The sequence below is a fragment of the Pseudoalteromonas sp. GW168-MNA-CIBAN-0100 genome, from assembly GCF_040309225.1.
Taxonomy (GTDB): Bacteria; Pseudomonadota; Gammaproteobacteria; order Enterobacterales; family Alteromonadaceae; genus Pseudoalteromonas; species Pseudoalteromonas arctica.
In genome coordinates this window covers 104,624-131,428 of sequence record NZ_JBEOOL010000004.1, presented here as the reverse complement: position 1 = coordinate 131,428, position 26,805 = coordinate 104,624, and the positions used below count along the sequence as shown (strand labels likewise).

19 protein-coding genes are annotated in these 26,805 nt (G+C 38.2%); 1 reads left to right on the top strand and 18 read right to left on the bottom strand.

The genetic code is table 11. The features are described 5' to 3' along the window. Window positions 1-32 precede the first annotated feature (32 nt). The 6 genes from AAEY62_RS03555 to AAEY62_RS03530 form a co-directional block, all read right to left on the bottom strand. Window positions 33-3,065: a hypothetical protein gene (locus tag AAEY62_RS03555; protein WP_350634602.1), complete on the bottom strand. Its 3,033-nt coding sequence runs from the start codon at window positions 3,063-3,065 to the stop codon at window positions 33-35. Between the two features lie 482 nt (window positions 3,066-3,547). Next, entirely contained in the window at window positions 3,548-4,714 is a 1,167-nt protein-coding gene (gene prpF, locus AAEY62_RS03550) for a 2-methylaconitate cis-trans isomerase PrpF (protein WP_350634601.1), read from the bottom strand. An 11-nt stretch (window positions 4,715-4,725) separates the two neighbouring features. Then, on the bottom strand, window positions 4,726-7,335 hold the full coding sequence (gene acnD, locus AAEY62_RS03545) for a Fe/S-dependent 2-methylisocitrate dehydratase AcnD (RefSeq protein WP_350602710.1): 2,610 nt from the start codon (window positions 7,333-7,335) through the stop codon (window positions 4,726-4,728). A gap of 130 nt (window positions 7,336-7,465) precedes the next feature. Continuing rightward, window positions 7,466-8,590 carry a bifunctional 2-methylcitrate synthase/citrate synthase gene (prpC, locus tag AAEY62_RS03540; RefSeq protein ID WP_101163594.1) on the bottom strand — a complete coding sequence of 375 codons (1,125 nt, stop codon included), beginning with the start codon at window positions 8,588-8,590 and terminating at the stop codon, window positions 7,466-7,468. A gap of 46 nt (window positions 8,591-8,636) precedes the next feature. Further along, window positions 8,637-9,515, bottom strand: coding sequence for a methylisocitrate lyase (gene prpB / locus AAEY62_RS03535; protein ID WP_101163593.1), 879 nt, complete (start codon window positions 9,513-9,515; stop codon window positions 8,637-8,639). A gap of 132 nt (window positions 9,516-9,647) precedes the next feature. Beyond that, window positions 9,648-10,340, bottom strand: a complete 693-nt coding sequence (locus AAEY62_RS03530) for a GntR family transcriptional regulator (protein ID WP_002962362.1) — start codon at window positions 10,338-10,340, stop codon at window positions 9,648-9,650. Window positions 10,341-10,605: 265 nt separating this feature from the next. On the opposite strand from AAEY62_RS03530, the gene rsmF reads away from it, so the two are divergent. Then, window positions 10,606-12,057, top strand: a complete 1,452-nt coding sequence (gene rsmF, locus AAEY62_RS03525; protein ID WP_101163592.1) for a 16S rRNA (cytosine(1407)-C(5))-methyltransferase RsmF — start codon at window positions 10,606-10,608, stop codon at window positions 12,055-12,057. Between the two features lie 209 nt (window positions 12,058-12,266). On the opposite strand, the gene AAEY62_RS03520 is transcribed toward rsmF, so the two are convergent. The 12 genes from AAEY62_RS03520 to AAEY62_RS03465 all read right to left on the bottom strand — a co-directional run bounded on the left by AAEY62_RS03520 (window position 12,267) and on the right by AAEY62_RS03465 (window position 26,796). Beyond that, the gene (locus AAEY62_RS03520) at window positions 12,267-12,968 is read right to left on the bottom strand and encodes a VpsP family polysaccharide biosynthesis protein (protein ID WP_024590399.1); all 702 of its coding nucleotides are present in this window, start codon (window positions 12,966-12,968) and stop codon (window positions 12,267-12,269) included. Next, window positions 12,961-13,689, bottom strand: coding sequence for a tyrosine-protein phosphatase (locus AAEY62_RS03515; RefSeq protein ID WP_024590398.1), 729 nt, complete (start codon window positions 13,687-13,689; stop codon window positions 12,961-12,963). The genes AAEY62_RS03520 and AAEY62_RS03515 overlap by 8 nt, the downstream gene beginning before the upstream one ends. Before the next feature lie 14 nt (window positions 13,690-13,703). Beyond that, window positions 13,704-15,911 carry a GumC family protein gene (locus tag AAEY62_RS03510; protein ID WP_024590397.1) on the bottom strand — a complete coding sequence of 736 codons (2,208 nt, stop codon included), beginning with the start codon at window positions 15,909-15,911 and terminating at the stop codon, window positions 13,704-13,706. Window positions 15,912-15,933: 22 nt separating this feature from the next. Further along, window positions 15,934-16,452: a polysaccharide biosynthesis/export family protein gene (locus AAEY62_RS03505; RefSeq protein WP_010554202.1), complete on the bottom strand. Its 519-nt coding sequence runs from the start codon at window positions 16,450-16,452 to the stop codon at window positions 15,934-15,936. Further along, on the bottom strand, window positions 16,452-17,666 hold the full coding sequence (locus tag AAEY62_RS03500; RefSeq protein WP_350634600.1) for an outer membrane beta-barrel protein: 1,215 nt from the start codon (window positions 17,664-17,666) through the stop codon (window positions 16,452-16,454). The genes AAEY62_RS03505 and AAEY62_RS03500 overlap by 1 nt, the downstream gene beginning before the upstream one ends. Then, window positions 17,650-19,053 carry an undecaprenyl-phosphate glucose phosphotransferase gene (locus AAEY62_RS03495; RefSeq protein ID WP_350634599.1) on the bottom strand — a complete coding sequence of 468 codons (1,404 nt, stop codon included), beginning with the start codon at window positions 19,051-19,053 and terminating at the stop codon, window positions 17,650-17,652. Before AAEY62_RS03495 ends, AAEY62_RS03500 begins: the two co-directional genes overlap by 17 nt. A 220-nt stretch (window positions 19,054-19,273) precedes the next feature. Continuing rightward, window positions 19,274-19,672, bottom strand: a complete 399-nt coding sequence (locus tag AAEY62_RS03490) for a 3-phosphoshikimate 1-carboxyvinyltransferase (RefSeq protein ID WP_350634598.1) — start codon at window positions 19,670-19,672, stop codon at window positions 19,274-19,276. Window positions 19,673-19,774: 102 nt separating this feature from the next. Then, window positions 19,775-21,991: a choice-of-anchor A family protein gene (locus AAEY62_RS03485; RefSeq protein WP_101162732.1), complete on the bottom strand. Its 2,217-nt coding sequence runs from the start codon at window positions 21,989-21,991 to the stop codon at window positions 19,775-19,777. A gap of 700 nt (window positions 21,992-22,691) precedes the next feature. Beyond that, window positions 22,692-23,420: a WecB/TagA/CpsF family glycosyltransferase gene (locus tag AAEY62_RS03480; RefSeq protein ID WP_101162733.1), complete on the bottom strand. Its 729-nt coding sequence runs from the start codon at window positions 23,418-23,420 to the stop codon at window positions 22,692-22,694. Window positions 23,421-23,459: 39 nt separating this feature from the next. Then, window positions 23,460-24,638 (bottom strand): glycoside hydrolase family protein, encoded by a 1,179-nt coding sequence (locus tag AAEY62_RS03475; protein ID WP_101162734.1) that lies wholly within the window; start codon window positions 24,636-24,638, stop codon window positions 23,460-23,462. Continuing rightward, window positions 24,639-25,718 (bottom strand): glycosyltransferase family 4 protein, encoded by a 1,080-nt coding sequence (locus AAEY62_RS03470; protein WP_101162736.1) that lies wholly within the window; start codon window positions 25,716-25,718, stop codon window positions 24,639-24,641. Window positions 25,719-25,740: 22 nt separating this feature from the next. Further along, window positions 25,741-26,796: a glycosyltransferase family 4 protein gene (locus tag AAEY62_RS03465; protein ID WP_350634597.1), complete on the bottom strand. Its 1,056-nt coding sequence runs from the start codon at window positions 26,794-26,796 to the stop codon at window positions 25,741-25,743. Window positions 26,797-26,805 lie beyond the last annotated feature (9 nt).

Genomic DNA, 26,805 nt, shown 5'->3' with positions numbered 1-26,805 from the left:
AAGCGCTGCTTTCCCCTTTTATAGTTTAAATATTACTTAGATGAATCAATTAAATCAACATCAGTGTAATCAACTACGTCACCATCAATGTAAGTAATTGAAAGACCGTTTGTTGTTTTAGCTGCAGTACCAAAAGACATCATCATCTCATTGTACATAGCCATAACGTCACCAGTGTAACCTGCACTTTCATTACCAGTAATAGACAACGTGTAACCCATTGCATTATTTACTGTAATAGTTAAAGCACTTGCTTCTTCCATGTCGCTGTCAAGGTATGTAGTCATTACTTTAAAGTCTACATCACCAGAAACACCCTCTAATGTAATAGAGCCTGAATCTGTTGCATCATCAGCTGTAATACTTAACATACCAGTGAAGCCAGAATCACCATCCATAATTTCAACATGGTTAGCCGTTTCAGTCATTATGATTTCTGCATCATCTACATTGTCAGCAGTTACTGCGCCATCAAAAGTAAATACTAAACATGAATCGATTTGAGTAGCATCAATTGTACCTGCTGCAAAATCAACACAATCTGTAAGTGCTTGTGTTTGTGTAGCAGCAGTAACAAGCTCAACAGATACGTCATTCTCACCTTTTAATGTAGCGCCCCAAGCAACAACAAGCTTGTCGCCTTCATAAGAAGCCGCTGCATTAATCATCTCACCTGTAGTAGCATTGCTAAGCATTAGCGTAAGATCATCTAAGCTGTAAGCATAGTCCCAATCAGCATTGCGAGTTGATGTGCCTGTACCTGAGTTATTACCCATTTCAGCTAATTCATCAATTACGTCTGCAAGAATATCTGCTGCATCAGCAACTGCATCAGCACCAGTGCCTGTAAGCACAGTCATAGTCGATAATGACTCTGATGTAGCTTTAACAGAAGTTAGTACTTCAAGTTTTGCAACTGCAGTTTCAGCAGCAAGCTGTAGATTATAAGCTGTTACAAATTGCTCGCTAGCTAGTTCACCTTGAGCTACAGCAGCTGTTTGCATAGCTGTAAGCGCATCAATCATTGCTTGTGCGCCTTCGCCTTCAAGAGCTAAGTATTCATTCGCAGCAACAAGTGCTTGTGCAATAGCAATTTCAAGTGCATCTACAGCAGCAGCAAAATCAGACGCAGCAGTAACTGCAGTCATCGCAAGCTCTTTTGCTTCAGCAGCGTTTGCAGCTGTATCTACCATTGCATTTTCTGCGTTAGCAAGTGCGCTAGTAGAAGCCGCTTCAGCTGTGTCTGCTAGTGATTTTTTCTCATCGGCAACGTCTGCAGTGTCTTCAGCAACTAGTTTTGCAGCAGCAAGAGCCACATCAAACTCTGTAATCGCTGCTTCAGCTTCAGCTACTAGTGCAGCTAGTGCCGCGTCGTATGCAACTGTGTCAGTTACAGCAACAGATGCATCTGTTTGCAACGACGTTGCAGAATCAAAAACTTGCTGGTAATCAGAGCTTTGAGTAACTAACGCTTTTGCAGCAGTTACATAACCTTGTGATTTAACGAAAATAGAAGCCGCTTTAGCTGTTAAATCAGCTGTAGTAGCTTCATTTTTTAGTAATGTAACAGCACTTACAAATGCAGCTGCGTTATCAGCTGTAAGAGCATCGCCACCCATTGCTTGAACATCTGCAAGTGAGCTTTGAGCTGTTTCAATGCTCATCTCTAATGCAGTAAGTGCAGTTTGAGAAGCAGTAACTTCTACTGTTAAAGCAGCTGCTAGAGCTGTATAAAAGTCATCTCCAACTGTACATTCTTCGCCAGTACAACCAATTACTTCTAGTGCTTTTTTAATTTTCACTGCAGCGGCTGCAAGACCAGCATCAGTTGCTGCACCATTTTTAACAGCTTTATCTTTAGCAGCTTTTGCTTTTTTGGCAATACCTACTGAATTAGCGGCAAACGCATCAATTTGTGCCTGTGTTGCGCTAGGGTTGTTAGCAGTGAATGCCGCTTTTAAAGCGTCTTCAATTGCAGTTTCATCGCCCGTTGCTATAGCAACAAAAATATTTGCAGTGTTTGTAATAGCTGTTTGTAACATTGTAGCTATTGCAGCAATACCAGCATCAGTATTACCTTTAAACTGGCCTGATTTAATACCAGCTTTAATGCTGCTCATTACATCACCAATTGAAGGTAAACCTTGAATTGAAGATGAAAGCTGTGCAATTGCTAAAATACCGTCAGTAAGTTCTTCTTCGCCATCAACATCACTTAAATCTACAGCGCCGCCGTTAGATAAATCACCAATAATAGCTGCAAGTAAAAGTGCAGCGTCTTGACCCATTACTTGTACAACAGTATCTAAGCTTGCTTTAGCAATTGCGTCTTCATCTACACTTGAACCTGAGTCAAGAAGAAGAGCCGCCACTAACGATGTTAAGAAAGTAACATTAGCTTTATAAAAACCTGCAACATTAGGACCGCCAGCAGCACCGCTTGCACCAGATGTATCTGCTTCAACAGCTGGAATAAATTTAACAACTGAAAGCTCTAGGTCAGTTTTGTACCATTCGCCAAACTCAATCGCAGTATCGCCATCATTTACGTCATCTTCTTCTGGCGCTACATCGTAATCGCCACAACCTACGTAAGCATCACAACGTAAAAAGCTATCATCGCCTTCTGCAGACGTTTTAACAGTAATGTAAACTGGTCCAGTAAAGTCATCATCTAAGTAGATGCTGTAACGGCCGCTTTCATCAGTTAATACTTCAGGGTTAGCAGCAATTTTACTTGCTTCTACTGCAGCATCAGCAGCACTTTGTGATAGTGCTTCTTCAGAAAAAGACTCTGCTTCTGCTGAAGCAGCTGAGCGAAACGCAACAGGAACGCTTTGACCAGATGCATCTAAAGTCATTACAGTTACTACTGCACTTTTCATTGAACCTTTAACAGCTTTACCTGTTACTTCAATGTTGAACTGTGCATCACCTGTTGCAGTAAAAGATTCTACAGGTGTAACAGGAATGTTTCTGTCATTGTCCGAACCACATGCTGTTAAGCCTAATGTAAGTGCAACTGAAGCTGCAATAGGTGTAAATTTGATCGTACGCTTTACCATTTATTTCTCCTTGATAGCCTGGAATGAGTATCAGAAATTAGTTTAGTTGATAGTGGCTTGTGTAAGCTTTTATGTTTGAAAAGCATTAAAAAAGTACACAATCATAACCTTTGTTACCAGAACATTAAAAATACCATTAAGCTATATAGTTATGCTACATATTTATACGTTTTATAGAAGTATTTATCTTTATTCTATGAGCTACTTCTTTATCAGCATCTCTATTATTCAACAACCTATAGACACTCATAAAGAACCAGCACATATTGATACGATATATTCACTTTATTAAATGAATATTACATACAATTTAGTTTGTTAATTATATTCTTCAAGTAAATGCGATGGATGAGAGCTAAAAAAGAGGATAATTCGAAAAATTAATAAAAAAGGATTGTTTATATGGAGGGTTAGTTGAATGTACTTTAGCTAAGCAAACGTTTATAAAACTTGTTTACTCAACTAAAGTAAATGTTTAGTAATTACTGAGGGACTCTTACAACCCCTTCCATTAATACCCGTGCACTTCGACTCATACTTGCTTTGGTAACTAGCCAATTACCTTCACTACTTTTAGCCTCTGCACCTACTTTTAGCGTGCCCGACGGATGACCAAAGTTAACTTCACTTAATGCGCCGCCACCAGCGGCTATATTTACGAGTGTGCCTTCAATTGCTGCGGCCGTGCCAATAGCAACCGCAGCTGTACCCATCATGGCATGGTGCAGTTTACCCATCGACATAGCGCGTACTAACAAGTTGATATTTGCAGCTTCAATAATTTTACCGCTAGATGCTTTGTAATCTAAAGGTGATGCAACAAACGCAACTTTAGGCGTATGTTGCCGAGCTTGCGCTTCACTAATATTAGTGATTAAGCCCATTTTAACAGCGCCGTAAGCACGAATGGTTTCAAGCTTTTCAAGCGCTGCAACATCGTTATTTATATCGTCTTGCAGCTCTGTGCCGGTATAACCAATATCAGTGGCGTTAATAAATATGGTAGGAATACCTGCATTTATCATCGTGGCTTTTAGAGTACCAACACCCGGTACTTCTAAATCATCAGCTACATTACCTGTTGGAAATAACGCGCCATCGCCATCAGCGGGGTCCATAAATTCAAGTTTTACTTCAGCTGCAGCAAAAGTAACACCATCGAGATCAAAGTCGCCGGTTTCTTGAACTTCGCCATTTGTCATAGGGACATGCACTAATATGCTTTTTTTTATATTAGCCTGCCACACACGCACAATAGCAACACCGTTATCGGGCACTCTGCTTTTATCGACCAAACCATTACTAATGGCAAAAGCACCCACTGCTGAGGTTAAGTTGCCGCAGTTACCGCTCCAATCTACAAAAGGTTTATCTATCGCCACTTGACCAAACAAGTAATCAACATCGTGGTCAGTTTGCTCACTTTTACTTAAGATTACGGTTTTACTGGTACTTGATGTAGCACCGCCCATGCCATCCGTTTGCTTAGCATACGGATCGGGGCTGCCAATAACGCGCAGTAATAAATTATCGCGCGCCTCGCCTGCTACTTGAGCAGGCTTTGGCAAGTCAGTTAAATTAAAAAATACACCTTTACTGGTGCCGCCACGCATATAGGTTGCAGGCACTTTAATTTGCGGTTTAAACATAATGCTTGCCCTTATGCAGATTGTGTTGCTTCTAAAAAGTCTTGTGCAAAGCGTTGTAGCACACCACCAGCCTCGTAAATAGAAAGCTCTTCTTGGGTATCGATACGGCACTTCATAGGCACAGTGAGTACTTCACCGTCTTTACGGGTAATACTTAAATTAACGGTGGTACCTGGTTTTAACTCGCCTGATACATCGTACGTTTCGCTGCCATCCAGCTCTAGAGTTTTACGCGTTGTGCCTGCTTTAAACTCAAGCGGTAAAACCCCCATACCAATTAGGTTAGTACGGTGAATACGCTCAAAACCTTCAGCTGCTATTACTTCAACGCCTGCAAGTCTTACGCCTTTTGCGGCCCAATCGCGCGACGAACCTTGCCCGTAATCGGCACCGGCTACAATAATAAGCGGTTGTTTACGCTCCATGTAGGCTTCGATTACTTCCCACATACGAGTATTAGTACCTTGTGGCTCTAAGCGTGCGTAGGAGCCTTGCTTAACTTCGCCGTTTTCATCAAGTACCATTTCATTAAGTAGTTTAGGGTTTGCAAATGTTGCACGCTGCGCTGTTAAATGATCGCCCCGGTGCGTTGCGTACGAGTTGTAGTCTTCCTCTGGGACGTTCATTTTGGTCAGGTATTCACCAGCAGCACTACTTGCCATAATTGCGTTTGATGGCGATAAATGATCGGTTGTAATGTTATCGCCAAGTAAAGCAAGCGCACGCATACCACTCATTGTACGCTCACCCGCAAGCCCACCTTCCCAATAAGGAGGGCGACGAATATACGTACTTTCTGGGCGCCAGTCGTAAAGTGGGTCGTTATCTTCTCCGTAATCTACGGTTAAATTAAACATCGGCTCGTATACTTTTCTAAATTGCTCCGGCTTAACACTTTGCTTAATTACTGCATCAATCTCTTCATCTGATGGCCATAAATCTTTAAGCGTAATATCGTTGCCTTGTTGATCTTGCCCTAGTATCCCTTTTTCAATATCAAAGCGAATAGTACCCGCAATGGCGTAAGCAACAACCAAAGGAGGTGACGCTAAAAATGCTTGCTTAGCATAAGGGTGAATACGCCCATCAAAGTTACGATTGCCCGAAAGCACCGCTGTAGTATATAAATCGCGTTCTATTACTTCTTTTTGAATAACAGGGTCAAGGGCACCGCTCATACCGTTACACGTTGTACACGCAAAACCAACAATACCAAAGCCAAGTTGCTCAAGCTCTGTTAGTAAGTTTGCATCTTCAAGGTATGATTGCACCGCTTTTGAGCCTGGTGCTAATGAAGTTTTAACCCAAGGTTTACGCATTAAACCCTTAGCATTTGCGTTACGGGCAAGTAGTGCAGCGGCAATTACATTGCGTGGATTACTCGTATTAGTACAGCTAGTAATAGCGGCAATAATACACGCGCCGTCTGGCATTAAGCCTTCTTCATTTTCAACAACGCCCGAAATACCTTCTTTAGCTAAATCGCTTGTCGATACACGGCGGTGTGGATTCGATGGACCCGCTATATTGCGCCCCACGCTTGATAAATCAAACTTAAGCACACGCTCATATTTTGCGGTTTTTAAGCTATCGCTCCAAAGGCCTGCTGTTTTTGCGTAGTTTTCTACAAGGGCAATTTGTTCTTCTTCGCGACCTGTTAAACGCAAGTAATCTATTGTTTTATCATCGATATAAAACATGGCTGCAGTTGCGCCAAATTCAGGTGTCATGTTTGAAATGGTTGCTCTGTCGCCAAGTGTAAGCGCATCGGCACCTTCACCGTAAAACTCTAAATAAGTAGATACAACACGTTGCTCACGTAAAAATTCAGTAATAGCCAACACAATATCGGTTGCGGTAATACCGGGTTGGCGCTTGCCTGTTAGCTCAACACCGACAATATCGGGCAAGCGAATATAAGAAGCACGACCAAGCATCACGCTTTCAGCTTCAAGCCCACCTACGCCCACAGCAATAACGCCCAGCGCATCAACATGTGGCGTGTGGCTGTCGGTACCAACTAAGGTATCTGGGAATGCAATGCCATCTCGGTTTTGAATAACCGGCGACATTTTTTCAAGGTTAATTTGATGCATAATGCCATTACCCGGTGGAATAACGTCAATATTTTTAAACGCAGTTTTTGTCCAGTTTATAAAGTGAAAACGGTCATCATTTCGTCTGTCTTCAATCGCGCGGTTTTTTTCAAATGCGTCAGGATCAAAACCGGCATGCTCTACCGCTAACGAATGATCCACTATTAACTGCGTGGGTACCACAGGATTCACTTTTGCCGGGTCACCGCCTTTGGCTGCAATTGCATCACGCAAACCGGCTAAATCAACAAGCGCTGTTTGGCCTAAAATATCGTGGCATACTACGCGCGCCGGATACCACGGGAAATCTAAATCTTGCTTGCGCTCAATTAGCTGATTAAGTGCATCGGTTAACATGGCAGGGTCGCATCGGCGTACTAGGTTTTCGGCAAATACACGTGATGAATAAGGTAGCGTGGCGTATGCACCTGGCTTAATTGCATCTACGGCTTCTTGGGTATCGTAATAGTCGACATTTGAGCCCGGTAGAGGTTTTCGGTATTGGGTATTATTAATTATGGTCATGGTAAGGGTTCGCTAATTTGGTGACGGTGTTTGCTCACAGCTAGCGTGTTTAATGAAAAGTTTGAGAAAAACTGCTCGCTAGTGGCTATGTGCAATAAAAAAAGTGAGCACATGCGTGCTCACTCATTTTTTAACGTGACTCTATTGGTGTGTAACTACGTGCATCAGGGCCTGTGTAATCGGCACTTGGGCGGATAATACGGTTGTTAGCGCGTTGCTCTTTTACATGCGCAGTCCAACCAGTAACACGGCTCATTACAAATATTGGCGTAAATAATTTAGTCGGAATATCCATAAAATGATAAGCAGATGCATGGAAAAAATCGGCATTACAAAACAGCTTTTTCTCGCGCCACATAATCTCTTCACAACGAACAGACACAGGGTAAAGCACGGTATCGCCTACCTCTGCCGCTAGTTTTTCAGACCATTTTTTAATAATTACATTGCGTGGATCAGATTCGCGATAAATAGCATGGCCAAAGCCCATAATTTTATCTTTACGTTCAAGCATACCCATTACTTCTTGCTCAGCATGCTCAGCACTTGTAAAACCTTGAATCATATCCATAGCGGCTTCGTTAGCACCACCATGTAATGGACCACGCAGCGTGCCAATCGCACCTGTTACACAAGAGTGAATATCAGAAAGCGTTGATGCACACACACGACCCGCAAATGTAGAAGCATTAAACTCATGCTCTGCGTATAAAATTAGTGATACATTCATCACTTGTGCAAATAACTCGCTAGGTGCTTTGTCATGTAACAGTGTTAAAAAATGTGCGCCAACAGAGTCGTCATCTGTTTGTGTTTCAATGCGTACGCCATCATGTGTAAAGCGGTACCAGTAACAAATAATACTTGGGAACACAGCAACCATACGGTCGATTGCATCATTGGCTTGGTTAAAATCAAACTCCATCTCAAGGTTACCCAACATTGAACAGCCCGTGCGCATTACATCCATTGGATGCGCATCTTTAGGAATATTTTCAAGCACAGTTTTAAGTGCATCTGGTAAGCCGCGTAAGCTTTTAAGTTTAGCTTTATATTCAGCCAATTCGCTAGTTATTGGTAACTCACCGCGTGAAAGTAAAAAAGACACTTCTTCAAACTGCGCTTTTTCGGCAAGTTCGCTAATATCGTAACCACAATACGTTAAACCAGAACCACTTTGTCCAACAGTACACAATGCTGTTTGACCAGCCACTTGTCCGCGTAAACCTGCGCCGCCTAATGCTTTATCTACCATGATCTTCTCCTATCTTAAATTTGTGTGTGATTTATTTTAATAGTTTTTATTTGTCAGATTTTGATGAAAAAAGGGTGTCGAGTGTGTTCTCGTACGTGTGGTAATCTAAAAAGTCGTAAAGCTCAGAACGCGTTTGCATATTTTCAATTTGGCTTTGTTGTGAGCCTTCATTTAAAATTGCTGAATACACGTTTAATGCTGCTTTGTTCATGGCTCTAAATGCACTTAGTGGGTAAAGCACCATTTCAACGCCTACATCGCTTAACTGCTCTTTAGTGTAAATAGGTGTTTGGCCAAACTCAGTAATGTTTGCCAAAATTGGAACGTTAATCGCTTTTGCAAATGCTTGGTAATCAGCAAGGTCGTGTACGGCTTCTGCAAAAATAGCGTCAGCACCGGCTTCAACACAGGCAGCTGCACGGTCAATAGCAGCATTTAAACCTTCTTTTTGAAATGCATCGGTACGGGCCATAATATAAAAATCGCTGTCGGTTTTTGCATCAACCGCCGATTTAATGCGGTCAACCATTTCACCTTGGCTTACAATTTCTTTATTAGGACGATGGCCACAGCGCTTTTGGGCTACTTGATCTTCTATATGAAAACCAGCTGCACCCGCTTTAGTCATTTCTTTTACTGTGCGTGCAATATTAAATGCCCCACCCCAACCGGTATCGGCATCAACAAGTAGTGGTAAATCGCTCGCACCCGTAATACGACGAATATCTTCAAGCACGTTATCAAGGCTTGTCATACCTAAGTCAGGCATACCAAACGAGGCGTTTGCAACACCGGCACCTGATAGGTAAATAGCTTGGTGGCCCATTTTTTCAGCCATCATCGCGGTGTATGCGTTAATAGTACCTACCACTTGTAGCGGGCGGTTATTGGCAATAGCGTGTTTAAATTTTAATCCTGCTGACATTACTTTATCCTCACTTTGAACGGTTGCTACGTGGAGTAACTTATAGTTTTAATCTGTAATTATGACTGTTTAACTGCTTTTGCTAGCTTTTAACTTTTAACTTTTAACTTTTAACTTTTAACTTTTAACAGCTTATGCTTTTTGCTTAGCTAATAAATCAAATTTGGTTTGGATATTTGCTTGCGATGCGCTTATATGGCGCTTCATAAGCATTTCGGCCAGCTCGCCATCGTGGTTTTCAATGGCGTTAATAATCGCTAAATGCTCATCAAACGCTTTTGATACACGCGGCCCTACCATGCCCATTTGCACACGGTACATCCGTATTAATTGATAGAGCTCATTACACAGTAAATGAATTAAATGCGCGTTTTTACTGCCTTGAATAATACGGTAATGAAAATCTAAATCGCCGGCTTCTTGATAATAAGATTCGCCCTCTTTAACACGTTGTGTTTGTAGGTGCTGATTAAGTAATTGCTTTAAGCCTTTTACTTCTTCGGGTTCCATATTGTCGGCAGCAAGTCTACATGCCAAGCCTTCAAGCGAACTACGAACTTGATAAACTTCAATCAAACGCTCAGCAGTAAGGGCAACTACTCGGCAACCTACGTTAGCTTTGCGCTCAACAAGGTAGCAACTTTCTAGGCGATTTAACGCCTCTCTAAGCGTTGCACGGCTTACACCATAACGTTTGGCAAGCTCAGGCTCTGATATTTTACTGCCTTGAACTATACTGCCTTCAACAATCTCACGGCGCATATCTACAAATACTTGATCTGATGCGGTAGTTATAGGCGCTTCGTTTAAAAATGTGTGTGTCATAAGTTATTTTTTAGATTGTCGACAATTAATGTGGTTACTATGGGCTTATTAAAAAATCATGTCAACCCTTAAACACATCACAATGGCTAAAAAACACGCTTATTGTCGACACTATTAACCTAAAGTCGCATAAAAACGGGTTTAAAATGGACTAAAACAGTGAAGTGTCGACAGCGTAATAAATCAGATGTTACGCTTTTTAGCGCTGAAAACACCTCGCATAAATGCTATTATCGCGCTTTATTTTTATAGTATGAGCTAACGCGTGAACGCCAACACCTTTATTCCTGAGCACTTTATTGATGACGTAAAAACCTATTTACCAGCGCATCTAAACTTAGATGACTTTTTAAATGCGTGTCGTAGGCCCCTCAGAAAATCTATCCGCGTTAATACATTAAAAATTAGCATTGAAAAATTTGTAGAACGTGCAACTGAAAAAAATTGGCTGCTAACCCCCATACCTTGGTGCAGTGAAGGTTTTTGGTTAGAACGTCCCGAAGATGAAGAGCAAAACCTAGCCCTTGGTAATACCGACTTACACCTAAGCGGTGCGATGTACGTACAAGAAGCAAGTTCAATGCTGCCGCCTATCGCATTAAAGCAAAGTATTAAACTCGCTAACTCGCAAAATAACACCGTGCTTGATATGGCATCAGCGCCAGGTTCTAAAACATCGCAGCTAGCAGCTCTTATGGATAACCAAGGCGTGCTTGTTGCAAACGAGCTTTCGTCATCTCGTTTAAAGGTACTCAGCGCTACATTAAAACGCATGGGGGTTGGTAACTGTGCACTTTCGCACTTTGATGGCGTTATATTTGGCAACTACATGTTTGAATGCTTTGATAGCATACTCCTAGACGCGCCATGCTCTGGCGAAGGCACAGTACGTAAAGACGCCGACGCACTAAAAAATTGGTCAATAGAATCAAATATCAAAATAGCCCAAGTACAAAAAGACTTAATTAAAAGCGCTTTTTATGCATTAAAACCAGGTGGCACATTAGTGTATTCAACCTGCACACTTACCCCACTCGAAAACCAACATGTGTGCGATTATTTACTCAGTGAATTTAGCGACTATATAGCGCCTGAGTCACTCAGTGATTTATTTGAAGGTGCAAGTAAAGCAACAACAAGTGAAGGCTATTTACATGTATGGCCGCAAACATTCGATAGCGAAGGCTTTTTTATTGCTAAATTTAAAAAGTACGCAAGTTGCGATAACTCAAATCAAACTGTTAAAAAAGGCGCGTTTCCGTTCAACGAGTTTGATAAAAAGCAAAGTGCCGCGTTTATGCAATCGCTTAAAAAACATTTTGGGATAACCACCTTGCCAGGTAATTTAATGCAGCGTGATAAAGAACTGTGGTTATTTCCACAAGGGTTTGAAGCCGTGCAAAATAAAATTAAGTACGCACGTTTAGGTATTCAAATTGGCATCATCCATAAAAACGGCGTAAGACTAACGCACGAATTTGCTACAGTGTTTGGTAACAAGTGCAAAACGAATATTTACGCGCTAAATAACGAGCAAGCCAATGATTATTTTCAAGGTAAAGATATACGCTTAGCTGAAGCAACTCAAACAATAGGTGAAGTAGTTTTAACGCTGTGTGGTTGCCCTATCGGGCTGGGTAAATGGCAAAAAAATAAGATCAAAAACTCACTACCACGCGATCTAGTGCAAAATACGCAGTTAATAAGCTGGGGTTAAACTAAAGTACAAATTACGCATAATTAATCTAATCCTTTGTTATCAAATGTAACTAGGTGGCAAAATTAGTTATGCTTTATTGAGTAGCTTTACTATAGTTTTAAGTACTTTCTTCTTCTCCCTAACGAACCAGAAAGTTTTTAGTTAACGCTAGGCTCAATTTAGAGTCACTTTATAGCCCAGAGGTTTTTACAAGCCTTTGGGCGTTTTTATTTGCAGTTTCTTCTGTAAACAGTACTACTTCTTACTTTTTCAAACGCCTTACCAAATTGTAAAGATAAACAAAGAATTGGCAAAGCATCAACTTGCTTAGCCACATCAAAAACTTGATAAAATTTATAACCATATTTAACGGCTAAATTTAGTTCAGCAACATACAATGCTTTATACTTTGGAGATAGTTTCTGCCAGTTCATTAGAGCTATTTGAATAATACCAAGCTGCACATCAAACTTGTACGGCCCAAATTTTTTAGCCTGCTGAATATACTCATATACTCGTTCTGTAGGCCCTTCTTGATAACTAACTACTTGTGCTAGTGCAATCCACGTTTCTGACCATGTTTGCCTTAACCCTAATGACTTTAATAGATCTTTCTCTGCTTGTTGATAAACCAAAAGCTTATTGTTATTTTGCTCGCTATTCACAGCTAGGTTTAGCATTTTTATATATGCACTAAGTTGCCAGTAATGTGGCTGTGAAGGGTCCTGGCTTGTTGCAAATGTAATTGCCCTATCTACAAGCTCTAGCTCTTCAGGAGTAATTGTCCTTTCAGGCTGCTTTAAAATATTGAGTGCATTAAAATACCATGTATTTGCACGCATACTTTGTAAGCTTTGATAACCTATAGCTAATGTAATAACTGCAAGTATAGCAATTTGTGTGAGGCGGTTTGTATTTAAATTACTCATTAAACAACGACTCAGTTAAACGCTTAGGATTAGTAAAAAACAAATGATGTGCATCATTTTGACCTATCAACTCCTCGACTATTTTTTTAGCTTTACTTAAAATAGGAGGCCTACGCTTAACTGAATGAGCATCAGATGCAACATAAGTTACTAAACCCTTTTCTAGCATATCTATACTAATATTTTTTGCAGTTTCGCCCCATGCACCTTCAATGCTTGAAGCCGTTAATTGAAACTCACATCCTAATTGCTTTAAACGCTCAATATAAAAAGGATTTGCTTGAATATCGCGATTACGCTCAGGGTGAGGAATAATCACCTTTATATTTTGTTTAGCTAGCCAATTTATAAACTTATCGTAACCTTGCGGTACATGCGAGTGCGGGAGTTCTAATAATAAATAATTTACTGAATTAAGTGTACCAATAAACGGGAGTTTATTACTAAGCACTAAACTCATTAGCTCTACATCAAGCCTAACTTCAGCGGCCACAGCTAGTTTAATACCAATATTATTTACTAATGCCTGTGCTTTTAAATTAGCAAGTTCGCTATACAATTGCGAGGCCGAGTTATTAAATCGCCCAATATGTATATGTGGCGTGGCAACCATATGGGTTATTCCATCATTTTGTGCAATATTCAATAGCGCTAAAGAATCACTTAAATCTTTAGCGCCATCATCTATTCCTGGCAAAATATGAGAATGAATATCAATCATAGATTTGCATTTAACTATGCATTAGGTTGTTCAGGTTTTTGCGAGTAATCATAATAGTCGTAATAACCATGGCTATGCTCGTCTTTACTTTTACTCATATCTACTTGGTTAAGCACAATACCTGCAACATGAGCTTTAGATTCAAACAGACGTTCAATACCCGCTTTAATCGGTTTAATTCGTGTAATATCCGACTTAACAACATAAATTACCGAGTCTACACTCTGTGCAATAACTAAAGCGTCACTCACAGCCTGTGTTGGTGGTGTATCTATAATTATATGGTCATACTTAGTTTTTAATATATCGAGTACTTCACTAAAGCGCGTGTTAGATAAAAGCTCTAATGGATTACCTGGGATCTGCCCGCTTGGCATAATAGCAACACCCGACTGCCCATCTACATGAACACACTCACTTAACTGCTCAGTACCTACGATTAAATTACTTAACCCCGGATGAAATACCGGTATATCGAAGCGCTTAGCTATACTTGGTTTGCGCAAATCGGCGTCAATTAGCAATACTTTACCCATTTGAGCAAGCGACATAGCTAAATTAGCTGAGGTCGTTGTTTTACCCTCACCCGGAGCACTTGATGTTACGGCTATTACTTTATGATCGCGCTCTAACTGAGTTAATAGCAAACTAGTTCTGAACGTTCGTACCGACTCTGCAAAACGCCTATAGTTATCATCCAGATAAGCATGTATCGGAAACACGCTATTTTTGGGTGTTTGTACATGCGGTAAAAGCCCAAGCATACGCTGTGCTAACTTACTTTCGACATCACTTTTAGTTTTAACGGTATCGTTAAGCGCGTCAAATATAAAGCTCATGACTACTGCAAAACCAAAACTTGCCACAAAAGCTAAAATAACAATTAATTTTTTATTTGGTTTTGCTGGATCATTTGGGGCATAAGCTCTATCAGTAAAACGTGCAGCAGCAGAGCTAAAATCACTCGTTACTTCTGTTTCTTTTGAGCGAGATAAAAACGTGTTAAATATACTGCGATTTGTTTCTACTTCACGTTTTAATTGGTTGTATTGAGTTTCTTTGCGGGTAATATCTTGATATTCGGCACGAATTTTAACTAAATCACGTTCAAGCGCGCTAACGGTACGTGTTATCCGGTTTAGCTCTTTTTCAATACCCGTAATAAGGCCTTTAATTTGTTTGTTTAAATTATTTTTTACCGTTGCTAACTCTGCTTTAGCTGAGATCATACGCGGATGTTTAGGGCCGTACACTTCGCCTAAATCACTGAGTTTACGCTCTACTAATATAACTTCGCGCTTTACGTCCTGTATTACTTTGTGGGATGTAATTTCAGGCATACTCCCTAATAACTCCAAGTTATTATTGCCGTACTCAGTTATTACGCGATTTATACTCTCAAGATTATTTTTTTCATTGCGCGCTACAATTAACTGTTGTGATATTTGCTCAAGCTCTTGTGTGGCGAGCCCAGCTATACCTTCAATATCAACTAGTTTTTGCTTCTCTCTGTAGTTTTGTAAGCGCACTTCTGAGTCATCGAGTTGAATTCGTAATTGCGATAAACGCGTATTTAACCAGTTAGAGGCTTGTTGAGTAATCCCCATTTTTGCACGCATTTGGCTATCTATATAAACTTCACCAACGGTATTCGCTACAAGCGCTGCTAGTTTAGGATCGCTCGATTCAAAGCTAACTCTAACGAGTTGAGTTTTAATAATAGGCGAGACTGAAAGACGTGACTTAAATACAGCTAATAAACCAAGCATTTCTCGTTCTGCTTGTTCTTGTGCATCATATACCGTTTCTTCCTTTTTATTTAAAAAAGGGAGTTGCTCTTTTATCGCTGTTTTAAGTTCACCCAACGCAGACGGCTTAGCTATAAAGTCTGTATGCGCTTTTAAATTAAGCTTAGTGATTACTTCGCGGGCAATACTGTCCGATTTAATCACCTCAAACTGCGTCAGATAATATTCTTTTTTTGTCGAATCAAGACCGTATATCTCTTCAAAGCTTACTGCCTTAGTTTGCTCAGCTTCTATAAGTAAAGTAGCAGTTGCAATGTATTTTGGCACTAAGGTCAAAGCCACCATAATAGTTAACAAAGTAACTACAATAGCAAACCCTAAAATACGCCATTTAGCGAGTTTAATTACATTAAGGTAAGATCCTAAATCAATAATTTCTTCATTATTACTTAGGTTTTCATTTGTTTGGTTCATTAAATACTGCCCTGTAAACTGCTTAAAACAACCGTTGTTCAATTTTTATGGTATCGCCCGCTGCAATTTGGCTATTTAAACTACCTTTTTGTTGCTGCTGTTTAGTTTGCTCTTTAAATATGTATATTTTATCAATAGAGGCGCGCTCAGTTAAACCACCGGCAAGCGCAATCGCTTGATTAACTGTCATTGCGGGTTGATAAGGATAAGCGCCTGGCTCTTTAACTTCACCATGAATATAAAAAGGTCGGTATTCAATTACCTGCACATATATATTTGGATTTACTAAATAATCAGGTTTTAAACCTTGTGTTATAACTTGTTCAACTTCAGAAGTGTTAAGACCAGCTAATTTAACTTTACCTAAAAAAGGATAATTAACTTCCCCACTATTACCTAAAAGTGCAGTAACCTCTAAATCGGGTTGGCCAAATACTTTTATTTCTACCTTATCACCAGCACCAATTACATAACTTTGCGCTGTTTGCGCAAAGCTAACACTACTAAATATTAGTAGTGTTAAACTAAAAATAAACTTCATTAGTTAGCCTTTAAAGCAAACGTAAAATTAACACCTACAACTACTCGATCGAACTCAATTGCATTTTGTGTAGAATTTTTATCAATAAAATCGACATAAGTAGAAACCATACCAAATCTACTCGCAATATAATTTAAACCTAAGCGTGCACTTTTAGTTTTATCTTTTCGGCCAATATCACCTGTGTATTGCTCGTCAATATAAGTAACTCCTACAAGCGAACTTAAATAATCGCTCCAGCTATGTGTCCAATTAATACCGTAAAAACTTTCTTTAATATAATCGCCTTGTACTAGCGGATCTTTAGCTGAGCGACTTGTTGTTAATTGCACTGTAGAATAACTAAGTGGCTGCCAGTTAACCCCAGCTTCCCAACTTAAACCGCTAAAACTCTCACGTTCATTGGCACTAAAATCTTTATTTTGATAACCCAATTTAAATGAGCCTGAGGTAAGCGCGGTTGCTTCCCACTCCATACCAAGCAGCACCTTTACGTCGTCTGAGTCACGTGATATGCCGCTACTTGCTAAAAAATCGTAACGGTAATTTTCTTGCTTAACTTCTAAAAATGTACGTGTGGCAGCTTGAGTATTGTAATAACCGGTAATACCAACTAACGATTTATCATAATCACGAAACTGTGACACGGCTCTAAAATTTTGATATTTTTTACTATAAAAACCCGCGTTTAAAGCAACTTGTGCTTTTGAGCTTTGCGCACCATATTCATAGCGTGCTGTAATATTTTGCTGCTGGTATTTTACAAGCTCATTTACTGCATCCCCAAGGCCCTCAGTTAAACCACTGCCACGCGGCTCATAAAGCCAGTCGGCTTTACCATTAACATCTAGGCGATGCTGGCTGGTAAACTCTTTATGTACACCAACACCAATATTTACTTGGGTAAAATTATCAACGCTCTCCTTATTATGCAAAGAGCTACTTGTGCTTAAATCAAGGTTGTAACTATCGGGGCCGTCTTCAATAGCTGCCTTTATATTAGGGGTAATGGTCCAAATTGTACGCGACTCTTCATCCGTTGGAGTGCTAAAAAAGTTATTATTACTGCTTATACCCGTTTGTAACGTTGGCGTGATTTCGGCGCCATCTTTAGTTATAAAACTACCTGGTTTTAAATTAGCAGCCGCAGGTGCTGCGACCCCTACACTTAACAAAGCAAATATAGGTGCAAGTGTTTTAGTATGCATTCGCATTCTTAAATCCTTTAAAAATTGTCATAAAAATAATTTTTATATCAAACCATAACGACCAGTGCTTAATATAATGTAAGTCAAATTCAACACGTTTTTCCATTTTGTTCAGCGTATCAGTTTCGCCGCGCCATCCGTTAATTTGAGCCCAGCCTGTTATACCTGGCTTTGCTTTATGTCTAAACATATAAAACTCTACTTTTTTACGGTATTCCTCATTATGGGCAACCGCATGAGGCCTTGGCCCAACTATCGACATATCGCCTTTTAAAACATTTATAAATTGCGGTAACTCGTCAAGGCTTGTGCGGCGTAAAAAGCCACCTAAAGGTGTAATACGCACATCATTTTTTGTGGCTTGCGTTACCACTGCACTGTTTTCTGTAACACTCATTGAACGAAACTTCCATACTTTAATTTTACGTCCATCAAGCCCGTACCGGTCTTGCTTAAAAATCACAGGGCCTTTTGAGGTGAATTTAACAGCAAACGCAATTGCAACAAGTACTGGAGAAATCAGCATTAAAATAATAGAGGCAACAATTATATCTTCAGTACGCTTTATAAATTCACGAGCACCTATAAACGGTGATTCAAACACACTTAATGTGTCAACATCCCCCACATGCTCAATACGAGCATGTATTAAGTTAGATATTAAAAAGTCAGGAATTATATGCACATCAACCGTTGTATCACCCAGTTGACGCAAAATATCAGCTATACGCTTATCAGCTTTCATAGGTAAAGCAATATATAAAACGCTAATTTCACCATCACGGGCTGCATCTACTGCATTTTGAATTCGTCCTGCAACATCGTGTTTTGTTGAGTTTTCAAAAAGTCGCTCTGGTTGCCTGTCATCATAAAAACCTAAAAACTTAAAGCCAAGTTCGTCATTTTTAGTAATCTCGTTATATAAATGTACTGCTGACTCGGTAGCCCCAACAATGGCAACATTGCGTAAATTTAACCCTAGTTTACGTCTACTTCTTTTAAATAAGTATGCAGCAAGGCGCCAAGCATATAAAAAAGTTACGCTTAACAAAAACCACAAACCCAGACCAATACGCGAAAGCGACTCAGTAAACTTAAATGCAAACGATATAACTAATAAAACAGAAAATGCAGCAAATAAGGAGCCCCAAGCACAAAGCACCATAGTTCTAAATTTACCAGCACGCCAAGAGCGATAAGCGGAGAATATTTCAGCACAGTATAAAAAGCTTAAAGCAACGGTTAAAACCGAAACCATATAAATAGGAGTGAGCTCAAAGCTATAGAACAAAGCCGAGCACTGAAAGGCTAAAAACAATGCAAAAATATCGAATAATCGATAAAAATTCGCATCAGACGAGCCATTAGGCTTAAACGTCCTTGAAGATGTCATACTATGTATCCCTATAGATATCTTAAAAGTGAAATAAGCTCCACAAAACTGTGCGGCAAATGTTACAGTATCATACTAAAGTATTCAACATTAAGGATGACTTTATATATAGTAATATTATGTAAAATGTCTTTAAGTAGCGAGGAACTTACACAAAACAAAACAAATATAAACTTACATAAACATTTATAAACCACCTCCAAACAGAAGCATCTTATTTTTATTTAAACAAATCTTTAAACCAAGCCCATACCCCAAAAGAGTAATTACTAAATATATCAATACCTAAAGCCGACTTAACTAAATAAATAATAAGCAGCAAAATTGTAATAACAAAAAAACTAAACATAGATATAGTGATTGCCTGCGATATAGCTGCTATTTTTTGCTCTTTTTTACTAAGTTCTCTTCTGTTACGACCAGCCAGTAAAACAAAATAGTATCTGTATTTTAAAAATTTAATTACACCTCTGCAATCCACAGCATGCTTACCCCACTGCCTTGCACCTATAGCCACTTTTAAATGAGCTAGCTGCTCTTCAGTAAAGCTCTTTTGCACATTACTAGGCATACGATTTAGTAAACTGCGTATAGCTGGATCTGCTTTTAATTTCGACAAACGTAAATCCTACTTATTTTTGAAATACAAAATGTTAATAATATAAACAATAAAAAAAGCCAATTAAAAACTTAATTGGCTTTTTAAATAAAAAGTAAATATTTACTTAATTGTACTTGAGCGATATGTATTATTATTTAACCAACTAGGTTTTTCGACTTTAGGAATTTGACCATCTTGAGATATATTAGTTTGATGGTAAGAATGCTGATTCCATATTCTAGTCGCATTTTTCCATGGTTTACTACTATCAGCAGCGCCATATACAGTTACACCGTTGTTAATTAACCAGCGAGAATCATAGTTATTAGAAACAACAACTAACTCAGCGTTATTATCGCCTTCTAAATCTACTACTATTGGATATTCCCAAAGTGATGCCGTTGAATTATCAACGGTTGATAAAACTTCACCATTAACACCATTAAGCACTCTAACAGTAAGATGATCTTGAACTATTACTTCATCAATACCATCGCCATTAAAGTCATAAGCGCTTACGCCTATTTTACCACTCCACTCGTCATCGTTAGCCACAGACCACACTAACTGCCCATCTTTATCGTACATAGTAACAGCTGTGTAACCCGCGTTTACAATGCCCATACGAGTTGAACCTAAAAAGTTTGATATGGCTTGTGCACCACCACCTGAGTTAACCTCAGTATTAACTTCCCATTTAACGTTGCCATTATGTTCAAGTACTACTACTCGACTTTTTTCTTGTGATAAAGTACCAGAAGGAATTGACAATATAATCTCAGGCTTTTTATCATCATCGATATCGGCGACAGATGAGAACCATACGTCATTTTCACCCTTATATGACCAAAGAACAGCGCCATTTTCATCTAGTAACTTACCATTGGTAAATACTTCCTGGATACCATCATTGTTTGAATCAAAAATAGTAGATGTTGGTGACCTATTAAAATTGAATAACGAGCCAGTATCATAATTATAAACAGCATCTCCAAGCGTAAACTCTAAAGAACCATCGTTATTAATGTCTGCTATAGCTATATCACTGGTGGTTCTCCAGCCAGAATTGATCTTGCCTATTTGTTTTTTTGCTACTCCAGTATTATCAATCACAGATACAAAATCTTCAAACCTACTCGTAGCAATAATTTCAACTATACCATCATTGTCGAAGTCAGCCGCCCCCACCGAGAATGCCGCATCAGCCATAATCGCACCTTGAGAGTAATCCCATAACTCAGTGCCATTAATACCGCTCAGCGCTCTTACAACTCCGTGTGAGTAATCTCCATTTTTAAAGGTAACAACGACTATATCAGCCACATCACTATTATTGATAACACCGTCATTGTTATCATCATTTAGCTGAACAATAACTGGAGTGCTCATTACTTGATTGTATTGCGGCATAAAGTCACTAGAATTCCATTGCCATTTTGGTTCCATTGCAAATGGAGCAATTGGTTCAGCAACAGATGGTAGGTTCCCTTTAAACTCACCACCTAATAATGCCATCGAACCACGAAAACTCTGGCCAATTACAGGCATTTTTGCGATACCAAAAGAGGCTTTAATATCAGCATAAGGAGCTAAAATCACCCCTTCCCAGCGGCTACCTTTAATATTAAGATTTTGAGCATCAACAAAATTAAATACAGTTTTAGAAGTATGCTTTCTTAACCTAGCAAAGCTTTTACTTCTTACATTTACATTTTGATCGCCTGTTATATTAAAAATAACAGTAGCGCCTTTAGGTATACCACGAACTTTAAAAGTATGAGCTTTAGCAAATCGCTCAGCATCTACATTAAATACTTGAGTTTCAGATGTACTATCACCTTTTAGGTAAAGCCCACCCCACGTCCATTTAGCTGTACCTGTTTCGTCAAGCTGATTGAGTTCTGAGCTTAAACTTTTATAGTATTCTTCTTGCTCATCAAAGCTAAACGGGAATGCAGATTCATCTTGGTGGCTTTTAATGCTTGAACCTTGCTCCATGCTCCAACGCACACTCCAATGGGTGTCAATACCACCACCGGCAAGCATGCTACCAACAAACTGGCGACCGCGCTCAAATTCAATGCCTGTTTCGCTGATTAAGTAATATTCATTAGGGCTCGATGAGCGGTTATAGCCAACACTGTAAACACCTTTTAAATTAATATCGCCAGCAGCAATAGCGCCATCAGCACGGCCTACGTGAGACTTAAACTCGTCAAATACAAATGCAGAAAAGTTATTTGCAACACCTAAGTCTGCTGCTAATGTTTGCGAGCTAGCTAAAGTAAGTGCAATCATTGCGCTTAATTTTTTAAATTTTGTTAATGTTTTAATCATTTCTTCCCTCGAAAATAAAAAGTCCATTATCATGCATCAAATTTAAAGTAACCTTTATTAAGGTTACTATTCCTATTATTAATTCAGGACATTATATATACAAACAAGATCAAAAAAAACAAAAAACACTACAAAAGGATTACTTTATTACTAAAATAACAATGTAAAACAACAAAAAAAGCTAAAAGCAATGATAAACAAAGAAATCAGGGTAAAACTTCAATACCAAATAACTAGAAAATGTTTAATTTAAGTTTATAAAGTTGAGCAAGGGCTTTCTAGTTAACCTCTTATACTGAAGCAATTTACTGTACGAGGTATCAAGAGAAAATTTAAATAGCAAAAATAAATTCATTGTTATAAAACCTAGCTTACATAACTAAGCCAATCATAGGGCGACGACACTTTTAAAGTTTTACCATAACCACAATTAACAAACAAAGTAGTATTACAAAAATTATCATACTTAAAATTAAAACTTGAAATCATCCAAAATAAAACACCATCCTTGTGCGTATACTAATATGTCTTTAGGCAATCATTATTAATAGCACTTTAGTATTGAAGTAAAATAATACTCTGAATAATTAGTGCAAAGAATTATTTGCTTTGATAATTTCAATATTAAATGTTGCCTGCAACTATAAAAACACAACTATAGCTCTGAAGTACTCTAAGGATTTAATCATTCATATACTTATTATTTTGATTTATCTTTAAGTAGTAAATATGCAAATTTAGAGTTTGTAATTAAGTAACGCTTCCACATTCTGCCAGGTTCTTGCATAACTCTATAAAACCATTCTAAGCCTGCGTTTTGCATCCACCGTGGTGCACGATTAACTTTTCCAGCTACTACATCAAATGTACCTCCTACGCCCATAACAAAATCAACACCTAATTTGTCTTGCCACTTATTGATAAAGTTTTCTTTTTTGGGTGAGGTAATTGCTACAAATAATAACTTTGCACCTGATTCACGTATTTTATTAACAACAGCTTCCTCATCATCCCAAAAATAGCCATCGTTATACCCAGCGATTATTAAATTAGGATTTTGCGCTGTCACTTTATCAACGGTTTTAGTAACTACATCTTCGGTAGCACCGAGTAAAAACACAGGGAAATCTCGTCTTGCACTCATTGTTAATAGCTCATGGAATAAATCAACACCAGCAACACGTTCTGGTACATCATGACCTAAAAAGCGGGCCCCAAACACGACGCCCATACCATCTATATTTATTAAATCGCACGCTCTTACTGAATCAGCTAAAACAGGATCTTTTTGCATGTTCACAATTTTTGCCACATTAACTACCACGTGCTGTAAAAATTGCTTTTTCTCTATTCTACTTTCAATAAAAGAAACTGTTTCTTCCATTGTTGCTATATCCATTGGTGCTTTTAGAAATTCAATTCGTTTCATTTTTATATCCGTTTTAAAAGTGGTTCAGCTTCTACTTTGTTAACTAATTTTTTGGCTATGTTTTTGACTATGAAAGTAAGCAAATGAATAATAAACCCACGCTTGGGTCCAACGTATGTAGTTTATTTTATTAGTAAAAAGCTTATTTTTTTGATAAATAAAACGCTGCTCTTTTGATAGGTACAGTGTTTCAATAGATCGGTTTATTATTTTTTCAGCCATAGCAAAGTCATCGGCTGTTTTACCTACTTTTAATAACGTAAAAATAGCTTGCGACACACTATGCATGTCTAATGGATAACGGTTGTTATTATAATATTTAGCGGTACCGTCTTTTTCGAATAGGTGCTCTTTATAATATTGTAATCCTAGCTTAATAGGCTCTTCAAATTCATCTGTATTTAGAGCATCACTTAATAAGCGTAATGCTTCTAAATTGTAGCCTGTGTGAAAACCGTCTATAAATTGATGATGATGGCGAGCGCCATAAACCCAAGAGCCATCAGTTCCCTGACCTTTTACTGACTGACGCGCAGCATTTAAAGCAAGCTGCTTATAATTTTCATTGCTTGTAAGTGTAGCCACTTTTGCTACCCATGCAGCGCCCCATAGACTTGCGTTATGTACAAATGTATTTTCACCTGGTATGTAGCCAAAAAACTGTTTATCATCACTTTCTTTGTATAAAGTTTTAACTATAAAATGAGCACTATCAAGCGCTGGTTCTCTATATTTATTTTCGCCGGTCACTTCACTTAATGCGTATAAAGCTTGTGCCACATAAATAGTGGTAATAACGTTGGGCTTACCCTTTGGCACAAAAAAAGCGCGGGCATTCCAGTCAAAATGATATCCCCAACAACTATGTAACCAAGTAGTTTTATCGCTTTGTTGGGTAAGCAACCAGTCAGCAAGTTCTTTGGCTTCATCTAAATATATTTTCTCATTTGTTGCTTTATAGTCTTCCAATAAACCTAAAATAAATAAACCAATGCCTTTTGGGTTTCGCATTCTAGGTACACCCAGCAAAGGCCTAATATTTATTGCTAATCGCTTATTAAGTTGAATAAATGCGAGGCCAAATATGCCAGTTTTTAGTTTTGGGAAAAAGTTAAATAGACTACTATTCAGCCCATCAAATGGGTCCTGACCAGCATAACTACTTTCCTGCGCAGACTTTAAAATTTGCTTTTTACATTCAGATAAATTTTGGTTCATTTAAATAGCACCTAAATCTTTGTAAATTTTTATTATTTGAGGAACAACCGTATTTGGACTGAAGTTTTCTAAATACTTTATAAAAGCCTTGTTTTGCATGCTTTCAACTTTTTCTGGTGATTCAATAGAAAAGAGCATTGCCTTAACTAACGCATTTGTGTCACCTGCATCAATTAATATACCTTCCTCATTAGATGTAATTGCGTCAGGTATACCACCCGCCCTTGAAGCAATTACAGGGATTTTACAAGACATTGCTTCAAGAACACCCATAGGAAAACCTTCGTTGTAACTTGGAAGTACATATGAGTTAGCTTTTTTCAAAATCTCAAGCTTTTCATTTCCAGAAATCCAGCCCAAAAATTTCACTTCATTTTCAATACTTAAATCACGAACAATTTGTTTATACTTATTTAAATCACCATCACCGCCAAGCAAAAGTCTGGCGTTTGGATGTAACTTTAAAACTCGAGAAAAAGCAGATATAAGATCAGCTACTCCTTTTCGCTCTCCTAAGCGACCTAAAAAAACAAAGTTAAAATGTTTTTCTACTTTTGTTTCAAATATAGGAAGCTCAGGTACTGCATTATAGACCACAAGACCTTTACTTTTATCTAACAAAATAGAGTCAATCCAATCTAACCATTGTGTAGATAGTACAATGACTCTATCAGCCATATTAAAGGTGTTTTTAATATGATTTTTTTTAGCATCATCACATTCATTATTATAAAACTCTTTAAACTCAGCGCCATGAAGGTGTATTATAATTTTCACTTTAAAAAAGCAAACAATACGGGTCAAGATAGACTTTCTTTTATAGCTACCTCTTGAAGCTAAATGAATATGAACTAGAGTAATATTAAAAAAAACTAAATTGTATAATAATTTTAAAATACAAAAAGAAAATGTGACCAGTTGAAAAAACAAATTAAAATTATTATAGTTACTATGACTAGTTATCAACTTTGTATTCGTATCTTTATAAAAGCCAGCCTCATCTAAAACTTTTAGAACACTTGAAACTCCACCTTTACCCTTTATATCAGTGGCTATTGTTAAATTGTACTTCTTATTCAATGAAACTCTCCAAAATACTCTACTAATTATTTGTTGTAAGCTTTGCATAAAAAGCTGAGAGCTTCTTAGCTACTACATCATCTTTAAAACACTCTAAAAACTTACCCTTGGCAGCCTTTCCAAGTTGGATTCGCTTGCCTATGTTATGTGTGAGCTCATTTAATGCATCAGAAATTTGCTCTATGTTACCTGGTTGTACTAACAAACCATGAACATTGTGTGTAATTGCATCTTCTACTGCACCTACGGGTGTTGTTATAACAGGCAAACCTACGGACATAGCTTCGAGAATGCTCATAGGTAGGCCTTCAGCATAACTTGGTAGTACAACGACATCAGTGCGAGATAGTAGCTCCAGTTTTTGTTCTTTATCGATCCAGCCCAAAACTTCAACTTTGTCTGCAATTTTTAATGTGCTACATAAATCGTGGATTTCTTGAATGTTGCCATTACCTGCAATTAGTAAACGAGCATTATCGCAAGGTGACAATGCAAAAGCATTTAACAAATCTTTAATGCCCTTACGCTGTGATAACTCTCCCATAAAAGTAAAGTTGCAAGTATCGTGCTGTACTTTATTTAATTTAATTTCAGGAACTGGGTTGAATAAAATATTCCAATTTCTATCCGTTAATCGCTCAAATTTTTTTACCCAACTAGATCCTAAACACAAGCATAATTCATACTTTTTAAACGTATTAATTACTCTGCTTTTTTGTTTACTATTTAAATTATCAAAAAATTTATCCACTTGCGCTGCATGGCATTGATAAATCGTTGGTATGGAAAAAAGTCTCAACCAAAATAAAAAATAACTTTTACGCTGAAAACTTCCTTTTAACGAACCATGTATATGCGCAACATTAAATCGTTTAAATAATAGTAAGAAAGGAAAATATATTGCCGAAATTAATAACGAAAAGTACTTATTACCCCACCCACTTGGGTTGTGGGAGTGAAAATACTCTATATCATGCTCTTTATTTAAAAAATCATTATTCATAAATGTGGTAACTACTGAGGCAACACCACCCTTAGCTTTATTAGAAACACTAATGACTAAAATTTTACTTTTCAATTTTATAAT

What these genes read in the sequence shown, in the direction of transcription:
- AAEY62_RS03555 (WP_350634602.1), bottom strand. Translation starts at nt 3,065, where the DNA reads ATGGTAAAGCGTACGATCAAATTTACACCTATTGCAGCTTCAGTTGCA.
- prpF (WP_350634601.1), bottom strand. Translation starts at nt 4,714, where the DNA reads ATGTTTAAACCGCAAATTAAAGTGCCTGCAACCTATATGCGTGGCGGC.
- acnD (WP_350602710.1), bottom strand. Translation starts at nt 7,335, where the DNA reads ATGACCATAATTAATAATACCCAATACCGAAAACCTCTACCGGGCTCA.
- prpC (WP_101163594.1), bottom strand. Translation starts at nt 8,590, where the DNA reads ATGGTAGATAAAGCATTAGGCGGCGCAGGTTTACGCGGACAAGTGGCT.
- prpB (WP_101163593.1), bottom strand. Translation starts at nt 9,515, where the DNA reads ATGTCAGCAGGATTAAAATTTAAACACGCTATTGCCAATAACCGCCCG.
- AAEY62_RS03530 (WP_002962362.1), bottom strand. Translation starts at nt 10,340, where the DNA reads ATGACACACACATTTTTAAACGAAGCGCCTATAACTACCGCATCAGAT.
- AAEY62_RS03520 (WP_024590399.1), bottom strand. Translation starts at nt 12,968, where the DNA reads ATGAGTAATTTAAATACAAACCGCCTCACACAAATTGCTATACTTGCA.
- AAEY62_RS03515 (WP_024590398.1), bottom strand. Translation starts at nt 13,689, where the DNA reads ATGATTGATATTCATTCTCATATTTTGCCAGGAATAGATGATGGCGCT.
- AAEY62_RS03510 (WP_024590397.1), bottom strand. Translation starts at nt 15,911, where the DNA reads ATGAACCAAACAAATGAAAACCTAAGTAATAATGAAGAAATTATTGAT.
- AAEY62_RS03505 (WP_010554202.1), bottom strand. Translation starts at nt 16,452, where the DNA reads ATGAAGTTTATTTTTAGTTTAACACTACTAATATTTAGTAGTGTTAGC.
- AAEY62_RS03500 (WP_350634600.1), bottom strand. Translation starts at nt 17,666, where the DNA reads ATGCGAATGCATACTAAAACACTTGCACCTATATTTGCTTTGTTAAGT.
- AAEY62_RS03495 (WP_350634599.1), bottom strand. Translation starts at nt 19,053, where the DNA reads ATGACATCTTCAAGGACGTTTAAGCCTAATGGCTCGTCTGATGCGAAT.
- AAEY62_RS03485 (WP_101162732.1), bottom strand. Translation starts at nt 21,991, where the DNA reads ATGATTAAAACATTAACAAAATTTAAAAAATTAAGCGCAATGATTGCA.
- AAEY62_RS03480 (WP_101162733.1), bottom strand. Translation starts at nt 23,420, where the DNA reads ATGAAACGAATTGAATTTCTAAAAGCACCAATGGATATAGCAACAATG.
- AAEY62_RS03475 (WP_101162734.1), bottom strand. Translation starts at nt 24,638, where the DNA reads ATGAACCAAAATTTATCTGAATGTAAAAAGCAAATTTTAAAGTCTGCG.